The sequence below is a fragment of the Timaviella obliquedivisa GSE-PSE-MK23-08B genome (assembly GCA_019358855.1).
In the GTDB taxonomy this organism is placed as follows: Bacteria; Cyanobacteriota; Cyanobacteriia; order Elainellales; family Elainellaceae; genus Timaviella; species Timaviella obliquedivisa.
The window spans coordinates 265,072-284,715 of record JAHHII010000005.1 but is presented as its reverse complement, the minus strand read 5'-3'; the positions used below and the strand labels follow the sequence as shown (position 1 = coordinate 284,715).

Here is a 19,644-nt window from a genome sequence, read left to right as displayed (position 1 = left end):
TGGCTTAAAGGGAGGATTGCTGATGCTAACTTACTCTGCCTTACAACCTGATCCACCGCCGTTTCGTGATCGGGTACAGATTGCATTAGCGATCGCGGACTCTACTATTCTGCAATCGATTCTGACGGAGTGCGTTCCACCGATCGCGCCGTCTCACCGAATTGGGAGTATTCGGTCTAGCATTGGTGTTCCGATTGAAGCGAAAAAGTCAGTAGATGGCATGATTCAATTGGAGGAAATTGAGTGTGTTTTAATTGATTCGCCGCAGGATGCGGAACGGGCGGTGACGGAGTATTCGCAGCGGCATGGAAATCAACGGGGGTATGTTGATTTGACGCGGTGTGAGGCGGAAACACGGGATTTGGGGCTGATTACAAATTTGGCACAGGCGATCGCGCGGTTGTCGCAGGCAGGTTTTTCTTCAGAACAAATTCAGACGATTTTGCATTTGCCGCAGGAAACCTGGCATAAAACTTGGTGGTATATGCCGGATGAAGACGGGAATTTTACGGTGCCGTTTTTGAGGTTGATACGAGCGCAATATTATCTGGATGGTCGGGTGGCAATTCAGTATAAAGATCTTTTTGCTCAAGAGAAGCCGTCTTGCTTTAAAAGCCGGGAGCAGAAGATTGTGGTGGAAATTTTTTCGGAGACAAAGGGGTTTCGGAAAACTTTGGAGAAGATTAATTATGCGCGGCAGCAGATGGGAGTGGAGCGGGCGCTGTTAATTGGCGATCGCTTTTCGGAGTTGGAGGCGCAGGGATTTATGAGTCAGGGGATCAGTCTTTATGCGGCACAGGAAATTGTGTTGCCAGTGGAGGCTAACTGTGAGTGGTGTGCCACGGCGAGATGCCCTATGCAGGGACAGGTAGATTCGCCTGTGGTGACTTGTCAGGCGTTCTGTTTGGAGGTGGTTTGAGGGACTTATCGAGATCTATTTCTTAAGCAAGTTTAATAAAAGTTAGGGAATCCGTATTCTTACTTGATTTCTGTGTTATGAATAGATTGAGGGTTACGGAAAATACTGATAACCCTTGGCACAGTTGGATGTTTCCCCTGGTTGGTTAGGCTAGTTGAGTTTGCCCCCTAGTTGCATGGAGTCAGAATAAAAGCCTCCAGATTTATCTGGTTTCTGACTCCGGGGGCATGATATTTTACTAGTTTTTTAGAATTTCTTCGTCGGTTGAAAAGTCTATCTCGGCTGTGCTTCGATCGGAAGGCAGGTAGTCTTTTTGGTAGGAGTCTTTGAGTCCTGAAATCAGGTCAAAGTGGGGCTGCCAGTCGAGTTCGGTTTTGGCTTTGTGGATGTCGGTGTAGAAGTGTTGGACTCGCATCGGGAAGGCTTTGCGTTTACCGAAGTCATATTGTTTGGGATCGTAGTGAACAAGCTTTAGGTCTTCGGGAGATTTGCCAGCAGCGGCGGCACAAGCACGAGCAATGCCATCGAAAGTGATGTAGCGATCGCCCGAAATATTGTAGGTTTGCCCCACAGCTTTGGGGTTACCCAGGACGGCTGCCATGGCTGCGGCTAGGTCTTGGACGTGACCGAACTGGGTGGTATGCATTCCGTTGCCAGGGATGGGGATGGGGCGATCGCGCGCAATGCGATCGAAGAACCAGGCTTCCAAGTCGTTATAGTTTTGGGGGCCATAGATGTAGACGGGGCGAATGGATGTGAAAGGAATTTTTTGGGCGGCGAGGTAGGTTTCTGTCTCGGCTTTGCCTTTGTGACGGCTTTTAGGATCGGTGCGATCGCCTTCAATGTGGGGCATCTGGTCGGATTTAAGGTAAACTCCGGCAGAACTAACGTAGACGAAGTGTTGGATGCGGTCTTTGAAGATTTCGACTAACGGCTGCGTGTCGCTGAGTTCGCGTCCGTTGTTGTCGAAGATAGTGTCGAAGGTTTCGGCGGAGAGTTTTTCGAGGTGGGCAGGTTGGGTGCGATCGCCCTGGATTTGGGTTACGCCTGCGGGGACAGGCTTGTTGCCGCGGTTGAAGAGAACGACTTCGTGCCCCTGGTCTAGCAAAATTTGGGTGAGATAAACGCCAATGAAGCGGGTTCCACCCATGATTAAGATTCGCATTGCTATTCACTCCTTCAACTAATTTTTAACGGACACAGATTTACTTTGATCCTATGGCTATATGGGGCGCGATCGATCGGTGGAGAAAATTCTGCTGGGCACTATACCATTCGCCTACTGGAGACGTAGTATAGTATCGCCCAGTCCAATCGTTGAGGAATTTTATGCTGTTTTCTGGTGCTCAAGCGGCTTTGTTGGTGCTGGCTGATGGGACGGTTTACCGGGGCTGGTCGTTTGGGGCAATGGGCACCACGATTGGGGAGGTGGTGTTTAATACGGGGATGACGGGTTATCAAGAGGTGATGACTGATCCTAGCTATTGTGGGCAGATTGTGGCGTTTACTTACCCGGAGTTGGGCAATACGGGAGTAAATTTGGAGGATGAGGAGTCGAGCCGTCCCCATGTCAGGGGTTTGATTGCGCGGAATGTGTGCGATCGCCCTAGTAATTGGCGATCGACTCAATCACTGTCAGATTATTTGAAGCAGCACCGAATTCCTGGGATTTTTGGGATTGATACCCGGGCTTTGACGCGACGAATTCGATCGACTGGGGCAATGAATGGGGGAATTTCAACGGAGGTGCTTGATCCGGCTGAACTGCTGATGCGGGTGCAGGAAGCGCCGAGTATGGCGGGGTTGAATTTGGTCAAGGATGTGACGACCGAGAAAATGTATGAATGGGTGGAGCCTAGTGCAGAAGCTTGGGAGTTTGGTGGCGGTGGCGGTGTGCGTGAGCCTTTGACGGTGGTGGCTTTGGATTTTGGGGTGAAGCGCAATATTTTACGACGCTTGGCTAGCTATGGATGTCGAGTGGTGGTGGTGCCTGCTGATACGTCGGCTGAGGAAATTTTGAAGCATCAGCCGGATGGAATTTTCTTGTCGAATGGCCCTGGCGATCCGGCGGCAGTGACGGAGGGAATTGCAACGGCTAAGAATTTGTTGGGGAGCGAAAAGCCGATTTTTGGGATTTGTATGGGGCATCAGATTTTGGGGTTGTCGCTGGGGGCGGAAACGTTCAAGCTGAAGTTTGGACACCGGGGGTTGAATCAGCCAGCGGGGTTGAATCAGCATGTCGAGATTACGAGCCAGAATCATGGATTTGCGATCGAGGCAGGTTCGGTTGAAGGGGCTGAGGTGGAGATAACTCACCTGAATTTAAATGATCAAACTGTGGCAGGGTTAAAGCACAAGTCGTTGCCGTTGTTTTCGGTGCAGTATCATCCGGAGGCGAGTCCGGGTCCGCATGATGCGGATTATTTGTTTGAGAAGTTTGTGGATACGATGCGGGCAGGACAGAAGTAGAGATCTCCCCCCCAACCCCTCTCTTGAAGGAAAGGGGCTTTGAGTAGATTTATACTTCTATGTAGCAGCGCCGTTTATCGTTTTGCTTTGGTTATGCATCAAGATCCAGATCAGCTTTCCTGGATGCGATCGACCCTACAGATACGGGGTTCTGTCATTCCGGCTATTTTGCCTCGAACGCTGTTGTGTGGAACGTTTGCGGGGTTAATTTCGGCGTTACATCATTGGGGAATGCCTGTTAATTTGCCAGTGCTAGCGAGTGTGGTGCCAAATGTGGTGCTAGGTTTGATGCTGGTCTTTAGAACCAATACTGCCTATGAGCGGTTTTGGGAGGGGCGAAAGCTGTGGGGTGGGCTGACGAATGCAACGCGGAATTTGGCGCGGCAGATTTGGGTTATTGTGCCAGAGCGATCGCCTAAAGATCGGCATGAGAAGCGGATGGTGTTGGATCTGTTGGTGGCTTTTGCAGTAACAATGAAGCTGCATTTGCGGCGGGATGCGGTAAACAAGGAACTGCTGCCGTTATTGCCGTTGGCGCAGTATGAGAATTTGAAGAGGATGAATAATCCGCCTTTGGAAGTCGCGTTTTGGATTCAAGATTATTTGCAGCAGCAGTATGAGGGCGATCGCATCAATATTCATCAGTTGGTGAGCTTGCAACTGCTTTTGAATAGCATGGTGGATAGTTTGGGAGGCTGTGAACGCATTCTGAAAACGCCGATTCCTATGGCTTATGCGATTCACTTAAAGCAATTGCTGCTAATTTATTGTTTGACTTTGCCGTTTCAATTTGTGACGGAGTTAGGATGGTGGACATCGGCTGTGGTGATGCTGGTAAGCTTTACTCTGTTTGGCATTGAGGCGATCGGGATGGAAATTGAAAATCCGTTTGGACGGGATTATAATGACCTACCTTTAGATACGATTTGTGAAACGATGAAAAGAAATATTGATGACTTGACCAAGGTAGAACCGATAACCCGTTAAACTAAGATCTTCATCACAAATCACAACAGTGGATCGGCAATTTTCTCTTATGACTTCGGCAAACACAACCACCGCCAATATTTATCCCAACACTCCCGATATTGTGGCTGAGGACTATGTGGTTCTTGGTCTGGCAAGTTGCTTCATTAAAGACGATGGTGAGATTCATCAAGTGCAAGTGGTGGAACCTATCCCTTCGGCGGCGTTAGAAGCTATCGTTAAAGGGATTCCGACTTCTTATGAGGCAGCTTTTGCGACCACGATGGGGGCAGTTTTAGACGGTGAAGAGCCTCTGCTCCCTGAGGGGTTTCCGGCGGACGCTCAGTTTTGTGATGACTTTGCTTATCGGGCAACTTCGGCGGCTCGGACTTATAAGACTCGAACGGTAGCGCAGGAGCATATTCCGTTAGGCACGACAAAGAGTGATTTTAATTTTTCGACTGAGCGGAAACGAGTGTTGAACTCGGAACGTATTATCAAAACTGAGGATAATGTGAAGCAGCACGCTTATACGCACCAGAAGCTCTAGAAAAAATGCAAGAGTACTAGTTTTCTAAAAACCCTTTCTTATGCGAGAGGGTTTTTAATTTCAGTCACTTCTCGAGGAGCCGAGCGATCGCCTACGTGTTGCAGGGGGCGCTCTCTATGTCACATCAAAATGGCATTTATTTTTTTTAACTTAACTAGAGTCAGATGAGTCCTATTGTGATTCTGTAAGTCTAAAATTGAGAGGATGTCTGAGAAGTATCAAAGATTCTTACACTCGCCCTCCAACCCCCCATTCTGGGACTTCCGAGCCACTCCTTCTTCAAAGTCCCCCAAAATAGGGGATTTAGGGGGCAGACTGGATAGCAACCTAGACTTCTCAGACAACCTCTGACGATCGCTCCCTTTTAATTAAGAGTGATTCACAGGCTTAGACCACTATCCAGAAAACTTTGCGGTGCAGAAGTATTATCCTTTTTACAGACTAAATCAATAAGTTTAGAATGACACTTATCCTAAATTTTGCCTAAAATGGACTATCTCATTAATAAAATTTGATGCAAACAGTACCTTCTCTCCCATCAACTTTAGTTTCTTCTAGCTTTCATGCACTCTCAGATCCGCTTCGCGTTCAGGTTCTCGATCTGCTGCGAGAGCAAGAACTCTGTGTCTGCGATCTATGCGAAATTCTTAAAGTGACGCAATCGAAGCTATCGTTTCATCTTAAAGTCTTAAAAGAAGCCAAATTATTGCAAGCCCGACAAGAAGGACGCTGGATTTACTACAGCTTGCATCTACCCCAATTTGTTGTCCTAGAGCAGTATTTAGCAGAGTTTCGCCGCTTCAGCCCGATGCTTCCCAGTCGTACTTGTCGTGATTAGGAATCAAGTTTTTTACATTTATTAATCAAATTTGTATTGCACTGTACTTGGAACAATCAACTTTATTTGAAATAATTGTAGTGTTCCTTATTAGGGCACTTGAAAGTGAAATTTATATGATTGCTAGTGTATCGATTACAACCAGAACACTTTTTAGTTTATGTGTTGTGGCAGTCTTTGGATTAATTGGCTGTAGCGCTCCAAACTCAGCAGATTCCAATCAGACGCAAGTGGCAACAGCTTCACCAGAAATCTCCAATCCTGTCGTCCCGACATCAGGTACTATTCAAATTGATGGATCGAGCACAGTCTTTCCAATTAGTGACGCGATCGCCAAAGAATACAGAGAATCTGAAGGAGAAAGCGCGGTTCCCATTGATGTTAAGTTCTCTGGGACGACTGCCGGCTTTAGAAAGTTTTGCGCTGGAGAAACTGACATCAGCAATGCCTCTCGCCCAATTTTGAAAGAGGAAATGGCAGCTTGTAGCCAAAAGGGTGTGCGCTACATTGAACTGCCTGTAGCGTTTGATGCCTTAACAATCGCCGTTAACTCCCAAAATACTTGGGCACAAGACATCACGGTGGCAGAGTTGCAAAAGGTTTGGGAACCCGCGGCGCAAGGAAAAATTACGAATTGGAAACAAATTCGAGCCTCATATCCCGATCGCCCCTTGAAGCTCTATGGGGCAGGACAGGATTCGGGAACGTTTGATTACTTCAACGAAGTCGTCAATGGAGACGCTGACGCAAGCCGCACCGATTACACCGCCAGCGAAGATGATAGCGAACTTGTTGCAGGCGTAAGCAAAGATCCGAACGCGCTCGGCTATTTTGGGTTTTCTTATTTTGAGGACACGCAGGATCAGCTAAAAGCCTTAGCCGTGGATTATGGCAAAGGTCAAGGCGCGGTGGCTCCGTCGCGGGCAGCGGTTGAAAAGGCAACGTATCGTCCCTTTGCCCGCCCCTTGTTCATTTACATCAACACGGCAGCAGTCCAGCAGAAACCTGAACTTCAGGAATTTGTTCTCTTTTATGTTCGGAATGCGAAACGGGTTTCGGAAGTGGCGCAGTTCATCCCCCTTCCCGACGCAGGCTATCGTCTTAGTGAACTGCACTTTTACCGGGGTAAAGTTGGAACAGTGTTTGAAGGGATTCCCCAACCCGATGTGACTATTGAGGAATTGTTGCGCAAACAGGCAACTTTTTAAGGTATTGGCTATCCCCGATCGCCATGTAACTGAGCGATCGGAGATAGCCAATCAAGCCTAAGTTCAAAATAAATCAATTTTTTTAGATTTAACTTTTTGTATAAGCCTTAAGATCTCTATCTGAAGCAACTACAATAAAGCAATATACTAAATTAAATTGAAATATAAAAATAATTCGCTAGGTGAAGTCTATGGCTGTACGAGTCGGAATTAATGGATTTGGCAGAATTGGACGCTTGGATTTACGGGCAGCTTGGGGTTGGTCAGAAATCGAGTTTGTGCATATCAATGAAGTCAAAGGCGGGGCAGTCACAGCGGCTCATTTGCTTAAATTTGACTCGGTGCATGGACGTTGGGCACCTGAAGTAGAAGCAGGTGACGATCGAATTTTGATTGACGGAAAATCCCTGACCTTCAGCGAACACGCCCAACCCGGCGATGTAGCTTGGGAGGATTACGGAATTGATATTGTATTGGAATGTTCTGGAAAGTTTCGCACGCCCGAAGCGCTCGAACCCTACTTTAAGCGAGGCGTGAAAAAGGTAATTGTGGCGGCTCCCGTCAAGCAAGGAGCACTCAATATTGTAATGGGCGTCAATGATCATCTCTATCAGCCCAGCGAACACCATCTGGTCACAGCCGCATCTTGTACCACAAACTGTCTTGCCCCCGTTGTCAAAGTAATCCATGAAGGGCTGGGCATCAAACATGGTGTGATTACCACAATTCACGACAACACCAATACTCAAACGATCGTCGATGCACCCCATAAAGATCTGCGTCGGGCAAGAGCAACCAGTTTATCGTTGATTCCAACCACCACCGGATCAGCAACGGCGATCGGGCTAATTTATCCCGAACTGAATGGAAAGCTTAACGGGTTAGCTGTCCGAGTCCCCTTGCTCAATGCATCCCTGACAGATTGCGTCTTTGAAGTGGCGCGATCGACCACCGTTGCAGAAGTGAATCAACTGCTAAAAACAGCGGCTGAAGGAGCACTCAACGGTATTTTGGGCTATGAAGAACGCCCCTTAGTCTCGATCGATTACAAAGATGATCCGCGCTCCTCAATTATTGACGCGCTTTCCACCATGGTTGTCAATGAAACACAAGTCAAAATTTTGGCGTGGTACGACAACGAATGGGGCTACTCAAATCGCATGGTAGAACTCGCGAAAAAAGTTGCAATAAGTTTGCTATAGGTCTGAGTTAAGCGTCTTTCCTAAGAATTTAGCCCTCCCTACTTCCTCGTTTCCTATGGCAAATACCGCCTCTCGTGCCAATTTTAAGAACTACATCCTCGTAACCCTAACCTACTGGGGCTTCACAATTACCGATGGTGCCCTGCGGATGTTGGTGTTGCTCTACTTCAACAACATCGGCTACACCCCCATTCAAATTGCCTCACTCTTTTTATTCTACGAAGTCTTTGGAGTGATTACGAACTTCTTAGGCGGCTGGATTGGATCTCAGTTAGGACTCAAGGTCACGCTCTACACGGGGATTGGATTGCAAATCTTTTCCCTAATAATGCTGTCATTTCTCAATCCTGGCTGGGCACAAGGGTTGGCTGTATTTTATGTAATGGTGGCTCAAGCATTTTCAGGCGTTGCTAAAGACTTGACCAAAATGAGTACCAAAAGCGCGATTCGATTAGTCGTGCCGCAAGATGCTCAGTCTGCATTGTTCAAATGGGTTGCCATTTTGACAGGCTCTAAAAATGCATTAAAAGGAGTAGGTTTCTTTTTGGGGAGTGCTCTTCTAGCATTATTTGGCTTCATTAATTCTCTCTGGATTATGGCAGGAGGATTATTCCTATTAATGTTCACTGGCTTGTTTCTGCCGAAAGGAATGGGCAAAATTAAGGCGAAAGTTAAATTTACTCAACTTTTCTCCAAAAGTCGTGAAATCAATATTCTCTCTGCGGCTCGATTCTTTCTATTCGGCTCTAGAGACGTTTGGTTTGTCGTCGGATTACCTGTCTTCCTGCGGAGCGTGTTGGGCTGGTCATTTTTTCAGGTGGGCGGATTTCTCGCCTGTTGGGTCATTGGCTACGGACTGATTCAAACCCTGGCTCCAACATTAATACAGCAATTCGGGTCAGGTCGTCCACCTCAATCCAAAACGGTGCAATTTTGGACTTTTCTGCTCACAGCGGTTCCTGCCGCGATCGCCATCGCCCTTCAATCGGGAGTTCCTGCGGCTGGGGCGATCGTCGGTGGACTGCTTATTTTCGGTGTTGTCTTTGCATTCAACTCTGCTGTTCATTCATATTTAGTTTTAGCATTCACCGATGACGACAAAGTAGCGTTAAATGTTGGCTTTTACTATATGGCAAACTCTGGTGGGCGCTTAGCGGGAACCGTTTTATCTGGATTGGTCTATCAGTTCTATGGTTTGGTGGGCTGCTTGTGGGTATCAACAGCAATGGTGTTGGCAGCAGCGGTCATTACGCGTATGCTACCTGATCCTCAACCCAGTAAAGAGATTGCATGGAAAGTAGGCGATGGAGATTAAAATTTTTGAATTAAGCTCACCCCAAAAACTTCACAAAATCCATCTCACTGATGCAACAATCAACCCTAAAACGGCTTTCCTTTTTCGATCGCTACCTAACTCTATGGATTTTTCTAGCCATGGCAGTGGGCGTTAGCATCGGCTACTTTTTCCCTGCTGTCGATGCAGTCATCAATCAATTTCAGGTTGGCACAACCAATATTCCGATCGCGATCGGATTGATTTTAATGATGTATCCTCCCCTAGCAAAGGTGCGCTATGAAGAATTGGGAGACGTTTTTCGTAACGGCAAAATACTAGGGCTATCGCTCCTGCTCAACTGGGTGATTGGTCCTATTATCATGTTTGTTCTAGCCATCACTTTTCTCAGCAGCTACCCAGAATACATGATGGGATTAATTCTCATTGGGTTAGCGCGTTGCATTGCGATGGTGGTTGTGTGGAGCGATTTGGCGCGAGGCAACACGGAATACACCGCCGGACTTGTTGCCTTCAACAGCATTTTTCAAGTGATTTTCTACAGTCCTTTTGCTTGGTTTTTCCTGAGCGTGCTACCCCCTTTGTTTGGGTTGCAGAGTAGTGTCGTGAATGTCAGCATTGCTGAAATTACCCAAAGTGTTCTTATTTATTTAGGCATCCCTTTCTTGGCAGGATATTTGACGCGCTACTTTTTAGTTAAAGCCAAAGGACGATCGTGGTATCACGAAGAATTTGTCCCCAAAATCGGCCCCATCACGCTAATTGCACTGCTATTTACAATCGTCATCATGTTCAGTTTAAAGGGGAACCTCATCGTGCAAATCCCTTTTGATGTCGTGCGAATTGCCATTCCACTCATCATTTACTTTCTCATCATGTTTTTCGTCAGTTTCTACCTGGCGTGGAAGATTAAAGCAGACTATTCACAAGCGGCAAGTGTGGCATTTACCGCCGCAGGAAATAACTTTGAACTAGCGATCGCGGTTGCCGTAGCGGTGTTTGGCATCAATTCAGGGGCAGCCTTTGCAGCAGTTGTAGGACCATTGGTCGAAGTTCCGATGCTAATTGGGTTAGTCAACGTTTCATTCTGGTTTCAAAGACGATTCTTTCAATTTTCAGAAACCCGCATTCGCTAATTTTCATTCCATTTGAGAGAAAGCGTCAATGATACAAACGACTCAACCGATCGCCGAAAACCTCTGGTGGGTAATTCCAGGAAAACTGGCCGGAGTCCGTAAGCCCACATTTGAAGAACTCAACGAACTCAAAGAATTAGGCATTGGCGCGATCGCCTCTGTCTTTCATGACTCTTCTAATCTGAACTTCTATCAGCAAATCAGAATTCCTTACCTTTGGTTGCCCATCGCGGTAGATTCGGCTCCAAGCCCATCACAAATTCAAGAGTTTCAGAACTTTGTTGAGCATCAAAATCTTTTGAACCTTGCTGTTGCCGTTCATTGCAGCACAGGAAAACATCGGACTGGAACCCTCTTGGCAGCATACCTAATAGGGACGGGTTTGTCCTATGAGAGCACAATGAAAACCATCCTGAATGCTAACTCCAGTATCGAACTACCAGAAACCCAGGCTATTTTTCTGCAAAAGTTAGCGCAAGAATAGTTTGGTGTCAGCAACTTATCCTCCAATCGTCAAGAAGCACCCATGGAAAACCCGATCGCCGAAAACCTCTGGTGGGTGATTCCAGGCAAACTAGCCGGAGTGCGTAAACCTACCCCTGAAGAACTTAACGAACTCAAAGAAGCAGGCATTGGCGCGATCGCTTCCATATTAGATGACCCTTCTAATCTAGCTTTATATGATGAAGCAAACATTCCCCATGTGTGGCTTCCCACCTCCGGAGGCACTGCCCCTAGCCCAGAACAAGTTCAGAAACTACAAGGCTTCATTAACCAGCAAAATCAGCTTGACAACGCCGTCGCCATTCACTGCACCAATGGACGGCGACGAACAGCCACAATGATTGCCGCTTATTTGATCAGTTCTGGATCATCCTACGCCGAAGCAATGCAAATAATTAACAACGCGAATTCTGATATTGACTTGCGAGAATCTCAAACAAATTTCTTACAAACCTTAGCAGAACAATAAGCAATACCCACTCAGAAAACCAGGAGCCAGAACATGAACTTTACTCATAAACCAAGAATCTTGTTCTTGTACGGCTCATTGCGCGATCGATCTTATAGTCGTCTGCTTACCGAAGAAGCCGCGCGAATTATTGAAGACTTGGGTGCAGAAGTGCGAATTTTTGACCCCCGCGAATTACCAATTTATGGCAGCGTCCCCGACACACACTTTAAAGTACAGGAGCTACGGGAATTAAGCCAATGGTCAGAAGGGCAAGTTTGGTCTAGCCCAGAGATGCACGGGCAGATCACGGGCATTATCAAAAACCAACTGGACTGGATTCCCCTCAGCATTGGAGCATTGCGCCCAACCCAGGGTCGAACTCTCGCAGTCATGCAAGTCAGCGGTGGCTCACAGTCTTTTAACGCCGTTAACACCTTAAGACTGTTAGGGCGCTGGATGCGAATGTTTACCATTCCCAATCAATCCTCAGTTGCCAAAGCTTACCAAGAGTTTAACGAAGACGGCACTATGAAAGACTCCCCCTACCGCGATCGCGTGGTCGATGTTATGGAGGAACTTTACAAGTTCACAATGCTGCTGCGAGAACAAGTAGATTACCTCACCGATCGCCACAGTGAACGCAAAGAGAAAGCCGCAAAAGCGATCGTCGAGAATGCTAACGCAGCCTTAGAAGTAAAATCTAACTAAAGGTGGATGACGTGTTTTTAGAGCGATCTTTTAACTCATTGACAGCAATCTCTTAACTTTAGAATGCGATCCTGATTGGTGATCAGCTGCGCGCAACAGTGGTTCTAGATTCGGTAGTAGTTTTAGAAAAGTTGCGAGCAGTTTTTTAAGGTTACTTAGCTCAAACATCATTAAACCGCTTTTGGAGTGTAAATGCCTAGCAATAATCACGTTATTTTCATCCACCCCGATGGCACAAGTCCCTCCCATTACGCGGCTGCCCGTTTTGTAGAATACGGCCCCGACGGACGCTTGAATTGGGACAAGTTGGATAAGTCTGGTGTCTACCTAGGACACATGGAAGACCAGTTGGGCGGAACCTCCAACGCAGGAGCCGTTACCCACGCCACAGGCACCAAAGTCTACGCCGAATCTTTTGGTCTCAACCAAGATAATTCATCTGTGACCTCTCTTGCAGGCACCACAGGTAAAACCATTGTTCAAGAAGCTATTGAAGCCAAAAAAGTAACGGCTCTTGTTCAATCGGGAGCAGCTTATGAGCCGGGTACAGCAGCGTTTGTGTCTCAAGTTGGCGAAACAATTTCGTCAACGGGTCAGCGAGTTCCTCCCCGTCAGCGCTTAGCAGACATCACCAAAGAAGTCATTCTATCGGGTGCCGACTTTATTCTAGGGGGTGGCGAACTTAATATGGTTCCGGTGGGTCAAGCAGGCTTCCATGGTACAGCCGCTGAATATGATGCACTTAGCTCCAATCCCTTAAACCGCCCTTCCGAAAACTTGATTGATTTGGCGAAAAGCCTGGGCTACACCGTTGTCTACACCGAGCAACAGCTTCGGGACTTGTTGGACACGTCTAAAACTCCCACCCCGCCGACGAAAGTACTCGGCGTATTTGCGCCCATCCACACCTTCAACGATCGCCCTGAAGAAGTCCTGGCTCAAAACAATCTGCCCTTGTATAAGTCCACGGCTCCTGAAATTGGCGAAATGCTGGACATCACGCAGCAGCTAATGGAAAAGCATCCTAACTTCATCAATGGTTCGATCACTATTGTTGAAGAAGAAGGTAGCGATAACTTTGGCAACAACAATAACGCTGCTGGAACCATTGAGGGCACCATTCGAGCCGATCGGGCGATCGGGACAGCCCTAGACTTCATTGAGCGTCATCCCAACACTCTGTTACTAACAGCAGCAGATAGCGATGCTGGTGGTTTGCAAGTGGTTGACCCTCGCACGGCAGGTCAGCCCTTAGGCACCGTCAATGCTAACCCCACCACTACCAGCCGCAATGTTCCCCTTGATGGAACCACCGGAGCCAACACTCTACCCTTTATTTCTCAACCCGATGCCAACGGCGATGTATTTCCCTTTGCCGTAGCCTGGGCAGGAACACCAGACTTCAGCGGCTCGATCGTCTCTAAAGCACACGGGCTGAATGCCGACAAACTCACCGCAACAGTAGACAACACGGTGATGTATGAGTTGATGTACGAGACGCTATTCGGCGTTGAATTAGCACCTCGCATTCAAGAAGCACCCAAAGCACCGCAGGCGACCAAAGACACGGGGAACGTCATCTTCATTCATCCTGATGGCACCAGCCCTTCTCATTACATGGCGCTGCGCAACATTGATCAAGGCCCCGACGGTAGACTCAACTGGGACAAAATGTCCAATGCTGGGGTGTATCTCGGTCACATGGAAAACCAATTGACCGGAACTTCCAACGCAGGGGCTGTTACCCACGCGAACGGGGTGAAGGTGTTTAACGAATCCTTTGGCTTGGAAGAAACCCAAGAACTGGTCGTTCCAGCTTCGGGTCGTCAAGGCTTGAGCATTTTGGATGAGGCAATTCTGGCTGGCAAAGCCACAGCTTTAATTCAATCGGGTCAGATGGCAGAACCTGGAACCGCTGCGTTTGCCGCAGAAACCACAAACCGCCTGGGTAACACCGTGCGGGCACGAGACAAGTACGCCGAGATTATTGAACAAACCATTCGCTCAGGTACAAACGTGATCCTGGGTGGAGGTGAGTTATACATGTTGCCCATTGGCACCACCGGATTCCACGTCACTGCTGAGGAGGATGCTTCCGAAACTCGTCCAGAGCGTCGTCCTTCAATCAACCTGATTGATTTGGCAAAATCCCTCGGTTACACTGTGGTCTACACCGAAGACGAGATGAACGCTGTTGTCAATAGCGCCAATCCGCCCGAAAAACTGCTCGGCGTGTTTGCAGCAACTGACACCTTCGACGATCGCACTGAGGAAGCACTAGGGCTAAACACCGCAAATCCTTCTCCGCTGTACGTTGCTACTGCGCCAACCGTTGCTGAAATGCTAGAAGCTTCGCTAAAAATCGTCAACAAAGATCCTGATGGTTTCTTTGTGGTGGTCGAAGAAGAAGGCACCGACAACTTCGGCAATAACAACAATGCGGCGGGCACCATTGAGGCAATGCGGCGAGCCGATGCGGCGATCGGTGTGGCGATCGATTATGTTGATACTCAAGACCCCAATACCCTTGTCATTACCGCTGCCGACAGCGACGCGGGTGGTTTACAGGTGTTCCAGTTTGCGCCTTACACCCGCTCCACAGGAAACTTTGATGCCAGCAACCCGATCCTGGCAGATAGTCAGCCGGAAGTACCTTTCATCAACGTTAACCCCACGACCACCAACACCGTCCGCAATTTTCTGGATGGAGCTGAAGGCAGCACAGCTAGTGCATCTGAACCCTGGGTTCCATTTACGGCGATGGATAGCATTGATGGACCCATGGGTAACTTTGCGATCGCCTGGGTCGGCACTCCTGATTTCCCTGGCAGTATTGTTTCCAAGACCTACGGCATGAACGCCGATCTGTTACCGTCAACCCTCGACAACACAGAGATTTACAGAATCATGTATCAAACCCTGTTTGGGCGTGATTCCTTGCCTAACTATGCCAGGGGTGGTGAAACCTCTGACACCTTAGCAGGCACACCGGAGAATGACGTACTGGTGGGCTACTCTGGCAACGATTTACTCGTAGGTTTAGCGGGAGATGATGCTCTAGTCGGTGGACTGGGTAACGACACGCTAATCGGGGGCGCAGGCTTCAACGTGTTGACAGGGGGCGCTGGCAACGATCAATTTGTGATTGCTGCAGAAAGCCGCGACTGGATTGTAGACTTCAAAGTAGGCGAAGACTTAATTCGGTTAGCGAACTTAACGTTTGGTCAACTGCAAGTCTCTGCTGGAACCGGAGATTTTGCCGATGATACAGTCGTTACTTTGACTGAAACAAACACTGTTCTCGCAACTTTAGCAGGCATTCAACCCAGCGCGATCGGGGCAAGTAGCTTCACCGTGTAGCGATTTACTTTTCTTCCTAACCTCTGTTAATAGGAGCAGAGGTTAGGAAGTTTATAGGATTTGGCAACCAGCACTTGGCAAACAGGACGTAGCAAGCTACCGAGAAGAGAAAGCCGTGGCGTTGCTGAGTGAAAGGACGAATCTCAGCCCCTCTCCTAAAGAAGTATCCTTGACCGACGTGAGATAGATGGGAAAATTCGACTGTATTACATTAACACTGCCACGACCAAGTTCATCCAGGTATGAATGACCAGCACCCGGTTGTTGAAGAGCCGGGTGAGATCAACGTCTCAAGCACGGTTTTTTAGACCAGCGGAGTGAATGACTGCTGCGCAGGATTTAACTCGACTCCTTATTCAGCGATGCCAAGAAATGAAGGAAGTTGAGACTATGCTAGCGGATGTATTGGAAGTAAAACTGTGAACTTTGTTCCCTGTCCAGCTTCTGAGGTTACCTGGATTTCCCCTTGATGCTTCTCGATAATTTGGTAGCAAATAGAAAGACCTAACCCTGTTCCTTTACCAATAGGTTTTGTCGTGAAAAAAGGATCAAAAAGTTTTGCTTGAATTTCGGGTGAAATTCCTGAACCATTATCACAAACCTGAATAGAAACATGATGCTGATCTACTTGCTCTGTGCAAATGGTAATGATCGGATCTGCGACTTGGAAGTTTGATCTTGAAGCTTGGAGGTTATCCGTTCTACTTACTACATTTTCCATCCTGCCTCCTTCTAGCGCATCGATTGCATTCACAATTAAATTCATGAACACCTGATTAAGCTGGGCTGGATAGCACTCTACAAACGGTAGAGCGCCATATTTTTTAATTAGATGCATACCCTGACTCAAACGGCTATTGAGAATCAGCAGGGTACTTTCGATTCCTTCATGAATATCAACAGGTTTCATTTCGGCTTCATCTAGCCGAGAAAAATTGCGGAGTGACAGTACAATTTGTCGAGTTCGTTCGGTTCCCACCTGCATAGAACTAATCAAGTTAGGCAAGTCTTTTCTGATGAAATCTAGATCAACTGTTTCGATGTAGGTTTGAATCGCTGGAGTTGGGCACGGGTATTGCTGCTGGTACAGATGAATTAGCTCTAGTAAAGTTTGAGAGTATTCGTCAGCGTGCTTAAGATTTCCATGAATAAAATTGATAGGATTATTAACTTCATGGGCTATCCCAGCTACCAATTGACCCAGGCTAGACATTTTTTCACTTTGAATCAACTGCAACTGGGTTTGTTTGAGTTCGTATAAGGCTTCAGTTAAATTCTGAGTGCGCTCCTCAACCCGCTGTTCTAGGGTTTGACGAGCCTGCTCTAAGGCATAAGTATTATCGCCAACCCATTGGACTAACTGATTTAATGAAGTTGCTAGAGAACCCACTTCATTCTGAGTACTGATTGGACTTCGCAAGTTGAAGTTGGACTCTTGCACAACGGCTTCAGCCAGTTGGGTCACTGATTTGAGCGGACGGGCGATCGCCTGGGAGGTCATCAGTGCTAACATTGCCGCCATAGCAGTAGATAGCAGCATGCTCACAATGACAATCTGCATCCGCAGTTTTCCCGCTTGTTCAACCTGGATAATCGCTTGTTGATGCTGTGCATCCGCAGTTTTCTGAAGCCGGGTCAAAACCTCTGTCAATCGGTCTAATTCAATATTGACTTTGATAGAGGGTGAAGTGTTCAGTGATGCTAGAAGCTGTTGTTGCGCGGCTGCAATTTCTGTTGCCTTTAGATCTGCGGGCTTAAGCTGCTGCCATGAGGTTTCCGTCAGTTGTTTATAGGTTGCCATACTAGCGGTATAGCCCTTCAGCAAATCTTTTGACACCTGAATGTTGATTGCCAGTTCATTGGTGTGTTGATCAGTAAATGACTCAAATTCACCAAGCAACTCTTTTACCTGACTCATCGTACCTAGAAATTTGTTTTTCTCGTAGTCAAACCAGACTGATTCTCCTAGTACGCCGACAAGTCGCTGTGGATGTACTCTAACGATGTTAATCGCACTCTCTAGCTGACCCAAAAGGTGTTGCTGTTGATCAGTAACTGCTTGCTGCTTCTGTGCCTGTTCTTGATAATAGTTGCCGGTCACTAGCCCAATAGTTGTTCCTAATACCGCAATACTGATTGACAAGGCATAGCCAGAGCCGATTTTACACGCAATGCTCCAGTCTCCGCTCAGCCGTTCTAATAGGTAGTTTGGCTGAATAAACTCAACAGGAATATTAGAAAGGCTAACTGTCTTCTTTTTAACAGTTTTCTTTTTAGAACAGATAGCTCGAAATAGCATAGAAAACTGGGTAGGGGAGCTTGCTACATTTAGCGTGATTGGATTTATGCAAAAGGGCAAAAAGTTTTAGGACTAAGAAACAAAGTTGCCCTGTCCGATCGATTTATAAACATCGCGAATCATGTTGTAGTTGGAGTCGTTGACCTGCACCATCTTGGCACCCTTAAACTTCTCTTCATCTGAAAGAGCGAGCGATTGCACTACTTTGTCCTGATTTTGCAGCAAGCGATCTCGAATCTGATCTACAAACATTGGATCTAGTTGGCTGCTGGCAACAAACGGATCTGCGGGCAGCGTAGGTCCCTTGGCAATGATGGGAAAGTCTTTTTCAGACAGCCCTTGGGACTGAAGAAACTTGTCATACCGCCTGACCGATCCGCCCCAAGCATCGACGGTATTTTTCTGAAGGGCAGGTAACCCTTGTTTTGCCAGTAATTGAATTTTTAGGTCTGCTTTGGGATCTAGCCCAGCATCAATCAGCAGCTTTGTTGGACCCAAATGTCCACTAGTTGACCCAGTTTCCCACATAGCGATCGTTTTTCCTTTCATATCTGCCACCGACTGAACACCACTGTTCAATCGAGTTGCAATTACCGCGTAATATTTCTGCCGCTCGATCGCAACAATCGGTACAGCATTTGTTCTGGCACGCATCACCACATATTCTGATGGACCTGTGAATACCAAATCTACTTGATTAAGTTGAAGCGCAGAAGCGGCGGCAATATAGCTTTCTACAGGGAAAAACTCAATCTTTTTCTCTAAAATCTCCTCTAGAAGAATTCGTAGGGCTCCATAGTCTTTCTGTAAATCTTCGAGTCCTTTCACATCTGACACGGCAAAGCGCAGTTTCTCAAGTTGGTTGGTTACTTTTAGCGAAGAAGATTGATTAGTCGAAGAATTTGTAGCAGATGTGCAACCTGCAACAAATAAGCAACTACTCAACAGAAAATGACGCCGTTTCATATTTTTAATTTTTAATGCTTACATACACAAAGTGCCCAAAGCAACACATTTTTAACAGTAAAGTAATGAACCTACGTGTTTTAGACAAACCTTTGGTGGTCGAACTGTCGAGTAGAGAGGACTTCTTCAATGTTTAGGCTTGCTTTGTGTTCCCCGTTGCTCTCACCTTTCGGAGCGCAATAGTTTCACAAGAGTCAACCTCGGAAGTCTGTAGTTTTCCCGCTTTGCGATCCGCACCAGAAGGTACGACTTACACTAATGCCTCGAAGGAACCCTATACCCGTTCTTCGACTTGGACAGTAGCAATCTATGAAATTTTAGAAAGGCTGGTAGCGGATAGTCATCCGGCAGGATTTGCAGGTAAAACGAGTTTTGCCGAATTCTGCGATGCCTGGGCGAAGGCTTCAGGATGGGTGAAGGCTTCGGGATGGGTGAAGGAAATAGCTGCTGCGATCGCTCCACTACACTTCCCTGGGAATCCTTAAACATGTCGATGCTGGTACGCTTGATGTATGAAGCAGATGTTCGCATGTTTCTAGATGACAGCAAGTTTAGAGACATTGATTAATGCTGAAGAAACAATCAGCATATAGTTACTCACATTTGATCTCAAGATTTCACGATGACGGGCATGATTCCGAAATTCTTGATACAACCCCCCACAAAATTTCCTGCTGAATCTTCTGAGTATCATTGACGCTTTCATTCATAGTCGTTGTATTTTCCAAACTAGCTCCTGATCCATCGATCCAATCATTTTTAGCCTAATTACCG

General features: G+C 47.1%; 17 protein-coding genes. 14 read left to right on the top strand and 3 right to left on the bottom strand.

The window, feature by feature from the left end; all coding sequences use genetic code 11:
- Positions 1 to 22: 22 nt before the first annotated feature.
- Positions 23 to 919, top strand: a complete 897-nt coding sequence (locus KME11_11745; protein ID MBW4515885.1) for a hypothetical protein — start codon at positions 23 to 25, stop codon at positions 917 to 919.
- A gap of 238 nt (positions 920 to 1,157) precedes the next feature.
- Here KME11_11745 and KME11_11740 read toward each other — a convergent pair whose 3' ends face one another.
- Positions 1,158 to 2,084, bottom strand: a complete 927-nt coding sequence (locus KME11_11740) for an NAD-dependent epimerase/dehydratase family protein (protein MBW4515884.1) — start codon at positions 2,082 to 2,084, stop codon at positions 1,158 to 1,160.
- A 164-nt stretch (positions 2,085 to 2,248) separates the two neighbouring features.
- Here KME11_11740 and carA point away from each other — a divergent pair, with 164 nt between their 5' ends.
- The 12 genes from carA to KME11_11680 all read left to right on the top strand — a co-directional run bounded on the left by carA (position 2,249) and on the right by KME11_11680 (position 15,605).
- Complete coding sequence (gene carA, locus KME11_11735; protein MBW4515883.1) at positions 2,249 to 3,388, top strand: glutamine-hydrolyzing carbamoyl-phosphate synthase small subunit; 1,140 nt, start codon at positions 2,249 to 2,251, stop codon at positions 3,386 to 3,388.
- Between the two features lie 93 nt (positions 3,389 to 3,481).
- Positions 3,482 to 4,375, top strand: a complete 894-nt coding sequence (locus tag KME11_11730; protein ID MBW4515882.1) for a hypothetical protein — start codon at positions 3,482 to 3,484, stop codon at positions 4,373 to 4,375.
- A 49-nt stretch (positions 4,376 to 4,424) separates the two neighbouring features.
- Complete coding sequence (locus KME11_11725) at positions 4,425 to 4,904, top strand: hypothetical protein (protein ID MBW4515881.1); 480 nt, start codon at positions 4,425 to 4,427, stop codon at positions 4,902 to 4,904.
- A gap of 514 nt (positions 4,905 to 5,418) precedes the next feature.
- On the top strand, positions 5,419 to 5,742 hold the full coding sequence (locus KME11_11720; protein MBW4515880.1) for a metalloregulator ArsR/SmtB family transcription factor: 324 nt from the start codon (positions 5,419 to 5,421) through the stop codon (positions 5,740 to 5,742).
- Between the two features lie 116 nt (positions 5,743 to 5,858).
- On the top strand, positions 5,859 to 6,950 hold the full coding sequence (locus tag KME11_11715; GenBank protein ID MBW4515879.1) for a PstS family phosphate ABC transporter substrate-binding protein: 1,092 nt from the start codon (positions 5,859 to 5,861) through the stop codon (positions 6,948 to 6,950).
- 191 nt (positions 6,951 to 7,141) lie between these two features.
- Complete coding sequence (locus KME11_11710) at positions 7,142 to 8,152, top strand: ArsJ-associated glyceraldehyde-3-phosphate dehydrogenase (GenBank protein MBW4515878.1); 1,011 nt, start codon at positions 7,142 to 7,144, stop codon at positions 8,150 to 8,152.
- Between the two features lie 55 nt (positions 8,153 to 8,207).
- Positions 8,208 to 9,467: an organoarsenical effux MFS transporter ArsJ gene (gene arsJ, locus KME11_11705; protein ID MBW4515877.1), complete on the top strand. Its 1,260-nt coding sequence runs from the start codon at positions 8,208 to 8,210 to the stop codon at positions 9,465 to 9,467.
- A gap of 50 nt (positions 9,468 to 9,517) precedes the next feature.
- Positions 9,518 to 10,582: an ACR3 family arsenite efflux transporter gene (gene arsB / locus KME11_11700; GenBank protein ID MBW4515876.1), complete on the top strand. Its 1,065-nt coding sequence runs from the start codon at positions 9,518 to 9,520 to the stop codon at positions 10,580 to 10,582.
- Positions 10,583 to 10,610: 28 nt separating this feature from the next.
- Positions 10,611 to 11,066, top strand: coding sequence for a dual specificity protein phosphatase family protein (locus tag KME11_11695; protein ID MBW4515875.1), 456 nt, complete (start codon positions 10,611 to 10,613; stop codon positions 11,064 to 11,066).
- A 42-nt stretch (positions 11,067 to 11,108) separates the two neighbouring features.
- Positions 11,109 to 11,555, top strand: a complete 447-nt coding sequence (locus KME11_11690) for a dual specificity protein phosphatase family protein (protein ID MBW4515874.1) — start codon at positions 11,109 to 11,111, stop codon at positions 11,553 to 11,555.
- Between the two features lie 33 nt (positions 11,556 to 11,588).
- Entirely contained in the window at positions 11,589 to 12,245 is a 657-nt protein-coding gene (arsH, locus tag KME11_11685) for an arsenical resistance protein ArsH (protein ID MBW4515873.1), read from the top strand.
- Between the two features lie 192 nt (positions 12,246 to 12,437).
- Entirely contained in the window at positions 12,438 to 15,605 is a 3,168-nt protein-coding gene (locus KME11_11680) for an alkaline phosphatase (GenBank protein MBW4515872.1), read from the top strand.
- A gap of 388 nt (positions 15,606 to 15,993) precedes the next feature.
- Here the strand turns inward: KME11_11680 and KME11_11675 are convergent, their stop codons facing one another.
- Positions 15,994 to 17,904: a HAMP domain-containing protein gene (locus KME11_11675; GenBank protein MBW4515871.1), complete on the bottom strand. Its 1,911-nt coding sequence runs from the start codon at positions 17,902 to 17,904 to the stop codon at positions 15,994 to 15,996.
- Positions 17,905 to 17,976: 72 nt separating this feature from the next.
- Entirely contained in the window at positions 17,977 to 18,870 is an 894-nt protein-coding gene (gene phnD / locus KME11_11670) for a phosphate/phosphite/phosphonate ABC transporter substrate-binding protein (GenBank protein ID MBW4515870.1), read from the bottom strand.
- A gap of 224 nt (positions 18,871 to 19,094) precedes the next feature.
- On the opposite strand from phnD, the gene KME11_11665 reads away from it, so the two are divergent.
- The gene (locus KME11_11665) at positions 19,095 to 19,355 is read left to right on the top strand and encodes a hypothetical protein (GenBank protein MBW4515869.1); all 261 of its coding nucleotides are present in this window, start codon (positions 19,095 to 19,097) and stop codon (positions 19,353 to 19,355) included.
- The last annotated feature ends 289 nt before the right edge of the window (positions 19,356 to 19,644 follow it).

Bases quoted from the DNA above. Each gene is read 5' to 3' on its own strand.
- KME11_11745 (MBW4515885.1), top strand. From the start codon at position 23: ATGCTAACTTACTCTGCCTTACAACCTGATCCACCGCCGTTTCGTGAT.
- KME11_11740 (MBW4515884.1), bottom strand. From the start codon at position 2,084: ATGCGAATCTTAATCATGGGTGGAACCCGCTTCATTGGCGTTTATCTC.
- carA (MBW4515883.1), top strand. From the start codon at position 2,249: ATGCTGTTTTCTGGTGCTCAAGCGGCTTTGTTGGTGCTGGCTGATGGG.
- KME11_11730 (MBW4515882.1), top strand. From the start codon at position 3,482: ATGCATCAAGATCCAGATCAGCTTTCCTGGATGCGATCGACCCTACAG.
- KME11_11725 (MBW4515881.1), top strand. From the start codon at position 4,425: ATGACTTCGGCAAACACAACCACCGCCAATATTTATCCCAACACTCCC.
- KME11_11720 (MBW4515880.1), top strand. From the start codon at position 5,419: ATGCAAACAGTACCTTCTCTCCCATCAACTTTAGTTTCTTCTAGCTTT.
- KME11_11715 (MBW4515879.1), top strand. From the start codon at position 5,859: ATGATTGCTAGTGTATCGATTACAACCAGAACACTTTTTAGTTTATGT.
- KME11_11710 (MBW4515878.1), top strand. From the start codon at position 7,142: ATGGCTGTACGAGTCGGAATTAATGGATTTGGCAGAATTGGACGCTTG.
- arsJ (MBW4515877.1), top strand. From the start codon at position 8,208: ATGGCAAATACCGCCTCTCGTGCCAATTTTAAGAACTACATCCTCGTA.
- arsB (MBW4515876.1), top strand. From the start codon at position 9,518: ATGCAACAATCAACCCTAAAACGGCTTTCCTTTTTCGATCGCTACCTA.
- KME11_11695 (MBW4515875.1), top strand. From the start codon at position 10,611: ATGATACAAACGACTCAACCGATCGCCGAAAACCTCTGGTGGGTAATT.
- KME11_11690 (MBW4515874.1), top strand. From the start codon at position 11,109: ATGGAAAACCCGATCGCCGAAAACCTCTGGTGGGTGATTCCAGGCAAA.
- arsH (MBW4515873.1), top strand. From the start codon at position 11,589: ATGAACTTTACTCATAAACCAAGAATCTTGTTCTTGTACGGCTCATTG.
- KME11_11680 (MBW4515872.1), top strand. From the start codon at position 12,438: ATGCCTAGCAATAATCACGTTATTTTCATCCACCCCGATGGCACAAGT.
- KME11_11675 (MBW4515871.1), bottom strand. From the start codon at position 17,904: ATGCTATTTCGAGCTATCTGTTCTAAAAAGAAAACTGTTAAAAAGAAG.
- phnD (MBW4515870.1), bottom strand. From the start codon at position 18,870: ATGAAACGGCGTCATTTTCTGTTGAGTAGTTGCTTATTTGTTGCAGGT.